Origin of the sequence: Enterobacter cloacae complex sp. S1 (assembly GCF_014930525.1) — a bacterium.
GTDB lineage: Bacteria > Pseudomonadota > Gammaproteobacteria > Enterobacterales > Enterobacteriaceae > Enterobacter > Enterobacter hormaechei_C.
This window is the reverse complement of record NZ_JADBRE010000021.1, coordinates 1-5,365: the sequence shown is the minus strand read 5'-3', so window position 1 is coordinate 5,365 and position 5,365 is coordinate 1. Positions and strand designations below refer to the sequence as shown.

Below are 5,365 nucleotides of genomic sequence, written 5' to 3'. Positions count from 1 at the left end.
ATATAACGTAATTGCGTCTTTAAAACAGGGACTAGAACATGGCTAACTTTGATGCAGATTATTGCTACTCTTTCCCCGCAGTGAGGGGCGTCCAGGCTGGACGACCATTCTATATCGCCACTTGCCCTATGCGCATCATTCCGAAGATCTTCAGTTTCGATGAGACAGACGTGCCGCCGGAGCTGCGCGCTCAGCGTATCTTGAATAAATCACGCATTCCAGAGATGGTGCGTTACTTACTTGAAAACCCTAAAGATTACGTATTCTCTGCATTAACTGCATCCATTGCGGTCGATGTACAGTTTGACGAGTTCGAAAACTCCAACAATCTTGGAACGCTTCGCGTACCAATGGATGCGCAAATTCTTATCAATGATGGTCAACATCGCCGTAAGGCTATCGAGGATGCCCTTTCGGAGCGTCCTGAATTAGGGCAGGACAACATCCCCGTATTGTTCTTTGTTGATGAAGGTTTAAGGCGTAGTCAGCAGATGTTTGCAGACTTGAATAAATACGCAATACGCCCCAGCCCATCATTATCCGCGCTGTACGATCATCGCGACGTAAGCTCGAACCTTGCTCGCTACCTTGCTATGTCTATCGAGCCCTTTATTGGTCTTACTGAACTTGAGAAATCGAGTATCAGTTTGCTTTCCAATAAACTGTTTACACTAAGTAGCATTAAACAGGCAACACGCGCCCTGCTTGGTAAAGACCCTAAAGTAGGCAGCATTGAGGACAATACGCATATCGCTACGCTATACTGGCAGGCTATTTTCAAAGTCATGCCAGACTGGCAGCTTGCTGCACGCAAAGAAGTATCTCCGGCACAGCTCCGCCAGGATTATGTGCATGCCCATGGTATCGGTTTGCAGGCTTTGGGCCTTCTGGGCCGTTCACTACTGGTTGAAGAACCTGAGCACTGGCAGGAAAAACTTACGAAGCTAAAAACCTTTGACTGGCGTAAAAGTAATCCTGAGATGATTAAGCGCGCAATGCAGCATGGCAAATTAAGCAAAACCGGCACCGCCATTCAGCTAACGTGCAACGCTTTAAAAATTGCGCTGTCTCTCCCCCTTTCTCCTGAAGAACAAGAGCTTGAAGCTCAGATGGTTGTATCATGAGTACATTAACTCAGGCCTATGATCTGGCCGACTATGAAGATTTCATAAACGAAGAGCAATTTGCTGGGCGTACTCTCGCTGATTTTGTCTCTGAAGTTCAACGTGTATACTGCGCAGATAAACGCCCTTGGGTGATTGGCTACAGTGGCGGTAAAGACTCGTCAGCAGTCATTACTCTTGTTTACTTGGCGTTGATGGGTCTTCCGCCGGAAATGCGTACGAAGGATGTGTTTGTTGTTTCCTCTGACACACTCGTTGAGACGCCGGTTGTAGTAGATCTCATTAAAAAAACGATGCTCCAGATTGAAGCTGGCGCTAAGCGCGACGGCTTACCGATCACACAACATGCTGTAACGCCAAAAACCAGCGAGACATTCTGGGTAAACCTGCTTGGTAAAGGCTATCCAGCGCCTACCCGTAGTTTCCGTTGGTGTACAGAACGCATGAAAATCAACCCGGTAAGTGACTTTATTAAAGATAAGGTCAGCCAGTTTGAGGAAGTCATTGTCGTTCTTGGATCGCGCAGCAGTGAAAGTGCATCACGTGCTCAGGTTATTGCAAAACATAAGATTGACGGCTCGCGCCTTGCGCGTCATACCACTCTTTCGAATGCCTTCATTTACACCCCAATTGATACCTGGGATGTTGAAGACGTATGGAAATTACTGCGTGGTGCATTCAGATATGCCCCAGATGATATTGACGAGTGGGAAAGCCCTTGGGGCGGTAATAACCGCCCGCTGTGGACTCTTTACATGGATTCCTCAGCTCAGGGTGAATGCCCGCTAGTTATTGATGACAGCACGCCTTCCTGTGGTAACTCCCGCTTTGGTTGCTGGACATGTACCGTCGTCACAAAAGATAAAGCAATGGAAAGCTTAATCCAGAACGGTGAAGAGTGGATGTCGCCACTTCTGAAATACCGCGACCTGCTGGCTTTCACAACCGATCCAGTAAACAAAGATACCTACCGCAACTATAAGCGACGCACAGGTAAAGTAAGCTATCAGTATGCGAAGGATGGCGAGGAACTTACAGCTGAGCGTAAACATGTTCCAGGCCCTTACTGGCTTAAGTATCGGCAGGAATGGTTGAAGGATTTGCTGACGATTGAGCGTGATATGAACGCACAAGGTCATACCATTACATTAATCACAGAACCTGAGCTGCATGCCATACGTCAGCAATGGCTGAAGGATCCTAATGAACCTGACTGGTACGATACTTTACCGGGTATTTATCGCGAGGTTTATGGCAAGGATCTGGACTGGGTTATAGACGATCAATCACGTTTCGACGCCAGCGATGCCGAACTTCTCGAACAAATTGCCCAAGGTTTTGATGTTGTCCCTGAAATGGTTATGAAATTAATCGAGCTTGAAGTATCTATGGAAGGCCTTAGCCGGCGCCAGGGGATCTTCGACAAACTAGGGACGATCCTCAAGCAAGACTGGGGAAGTCTTGAAGAGATCAAACAACAGCAGGAAGCTTTGCAGAAGCGTAATGAGCGTGATGTTCATCAGGAAGAAGTGGCAAACATAGAAGCTGAACTGCAGATATTGCAGCGGAGAATTGCCGAAGTCAGCGAACCAAGCCTGCTTACCAGTGAGGAAAAAGAACGTGTTAATTAAACAGCTGGTACTGCGTAATTATCGGGTTTTCAATGGAACCCATGTTATCGATCTGGCTCCTAAAAAAAGACAGAATGACGATAACCCGCGTCCTATCGTTTTGTTCGGTGGATTAAACGGTGCAGGTAAGACATCAATACTTTCCGCTATACGCCTGGCCCTTTACGGTCGGCTTGCATTTGGTTCAACAACTCAGCAGCAAGAGTATGTGGAAGAGCTTAGTGCTTTGGTGCACAACGGCTCAACTTTTGGTGAACAGCCCGATGAAGCCTCAGTCGAGCTTATTTTTACCTACAACAAAGGTGGTCAGGAGGCTGAATTTACCGTTACCCGCACCTGGCAAAAAGGTAAGCGAGACAAACTGTCCTTACAACAGGATGGCAAACTCATTGAAGGACTTGGCTATGATCAGTGCCAGGGTTTCTTAAATGAGCTAATCCCTCACGGCATAGCAGATCTTTTCTTTTTTGATGGAGAAAAAATTGCTGAGCTTGCTGAGGACGAATCGGGAAATATCCTCCGTACGGCTGTGCGTCGCCTGTTGGGTCTGGATCTGATCGAGAAGCTCCGAAACGATTTAACGATTTTCGTGAAGCGTCAACAATCTGGTCAACTGGCTGAATCCCAACAGCAAAAGCTGCTCGAACTTGAGAAACAGATTAAAGAATTTTCCTTCAAGACAGAGCAGATACTTGAAAAGGCTGATTTCGTTAAATTGCGTATTGACCTGATCTCCAAGGAAATAGTTCAGAACGAGACCCTTCTAAATGCACAAGGGGGTGCTTTTGCTCAAACAAAAACCCAAGAGAAGCAGAAGGTCGAGACGCTTTTAAAAGAAAAAGAACGCCTGGAAAAAGCGCTTCGCCATGAGTGTGATAGTTCACTACCGTATGCTTTAGCTCCAAAAACTCTGGGTCGTTTGTTAGAACAGATTAGTGCAGAGACACAAATAAAACAGGCAAATAGCTTCGAGAAGGAATTGAATCAATTCCTTACGCAACTCAAAAGCGACATATCCTTCCGTTCAGGAAGCACAGGTAAAATTGCTGCTGAGGCTATAGAAGATAACCTTAAAACATATCTTGCTGATAAACCTAAAGGTGAACTGCTGTTTGACATATCTGAACGTGAAGCAGGGATGATTCAGCAGGCCATCGAACAGGATAGTAAGAAAGCCTGGCAACGCTTCGATCTTTATCGTAACCAGCTGGCAGAAGTAGAAGAACAGTTAGAGCAAGCCGCAGCAAACATCGCCCGAGCGCCGGAAGATGATCAGCTGATGGATATTTTTGAAAGACTCCGAGAGCTAGATCGTCAACGTGAAGCTAAGCGGCAGGAGTATCGCTTATTGCTTGAAGAAGCAAAAAATACTAAACAACAGCAACTTGATTGCGCTCGCCAGGTTCAAAAAGCTCACGACGCAGCGCGCAACCAGCATAGCTTTAATAGTGCGTTCAATAATGCGCAAGAGACAATCAGCTTGCTTGATCGATACAGTGAACTGTTAACGCAGGCTCGAGTAAAAACCCTCTCAGCTAACTTTGAAGTTGCATACCGTAAGTTAGCCAGGAAAGAAGATTTGCAGCTGAATGCGCATATTAATCCACAAACCTTTGATGTTGAACTGGTGGACGAGAATAACAGAGTTATTAACCGTAAATTACTCTCCGCAGGAGAGAAGCAAATTTATGCGATAGCGATCCTTGAAGCTTTGGCTAAAACATCTGGGAGGGATCTGCCTGTGATCATTGATACTCCGCTAGGACGCCTAGATTCTCAGCATAGAGATAAGTTAATCAACCATTACTTCCCTTATGCAAGTCACCAAGTCGTGTTGCTTTCGACTGATACTGAAGTGGATGAAAGATATTTTGTTGATCAGCTTAGAGATGATATTTCTCATGCATATGAGATCGTGTTTAATGCTCGGACAAAGTCATCTGCACTTAAACCAGGATATTTCTGGGAATTAACTAAGGAGATGATTTAATGCTCCCGAATAGAATGCAACTTAGTAGACAAACTGAAGAACAGCTAAAAAAGCTTAAAGGCTATACTGGAATTACTCCAAATATAGCTGCTCGTTTGGCATTTTTCCGTTCTGTCGAGGGTGAATTCCGTTATTCATCCGAACTAGATAGCAAGAAACTAGACGGTACGTTAGTACTTGATAAAATCACATGGCTAGGAGATACGTTACAAACCACAGAACTCTCCCTGAGAATGCTTTATCCACACATATCTCATAAAGACATGATGAAGGCATGGGCAGCACATGTCGAGGATGGAATAGCGGCGTTAAGGAGTTACCGAAGCCTACGTGATTTGACGTTAGGATTATAGATATCTGACGGTCAAAAGTTAATAGACCGCCAGTAATTGACATAGATTTTTCGCTTAACTTAGTTCAATACACTATGATAGATTTTTGTAGTGTATTGAACGACTAGTTTCAATTTATACCAAAACATTTATTAACATATTCCTTAAACCCAAGCAATCCCATTTTTCTAACAACAGACATATCCTCGATTTTATAATCAAGAATACAGCTCTCAAGCTTCGTAATAATTTCAGAAGTTATTTCTTTAGTGCCATGCTCTTGTAGAT

At 44.8% G+C, this 5,365-nt stretch carries 4 protein-coding genes; all 4 read left to right on the top strand.

The features are described from left to right. Positions 1-38: 38 nt before the first annotated feature. Genes dndB through dndE form a run of 4 tightly spaced genes read left to right on the top strand, consistent with a single transcriptional unit; the run spans position 39 to position 5,098 of the window. Complete coding sequence (gene dndB, locus IM290_RS15075; RefSeq protein WP_193042681.1) at positions 39-1,124, top strand: DNA sulfur modification protein DndB; 1,086 nt, start codon at positions 39-41, stop codon at positions 1,122-1,124. After that, positions 1,121-2,755 carry a DNA phosphorothioation system sulfurtransferase DndC gene (dndC, locus tag IM290_RS15070; RefSeq protein WP_193042680.1) on the top strand — a complete coding sequence of 545 codons (1,635 nt, stop codon included), beginning with the start codon at positions 1,121-1,123 and terminating at the stop codon, positions 2,753-2,755. The genes dndB and dndC overlap by 4 nt, the downstream gene beginning before the upstream one ends. Then, positions 2,745-4,745, top strand: a complete 2,001-nt coding sequence (gene dndD / locus IM290_RS15065; protein WP_193042679.1) for a DNA sulfur modification protein DndD — start codon at positions 2,745-2,747, stop codon at positions 4,743-4,745. The genes dndC and dndD overlap by 11 nt, the downstream gene beginning before the upstream one ends. Next, complete coding sequence (dndE, locus tag IM290_RS15060) at positions 4,745-5,098, top strand: DNA sulfur modification protein DndE (RefSeq protein WP_193042678.1); 354 nt, start codon at positions 4,745-4,747, stop codon at positions 5,096-5,098. Before dndD ends, dndE begins: the two co-directional genes overlap by 1 nt. Positions 5,099-5,365: the final 267 nt, after the last annotated feature.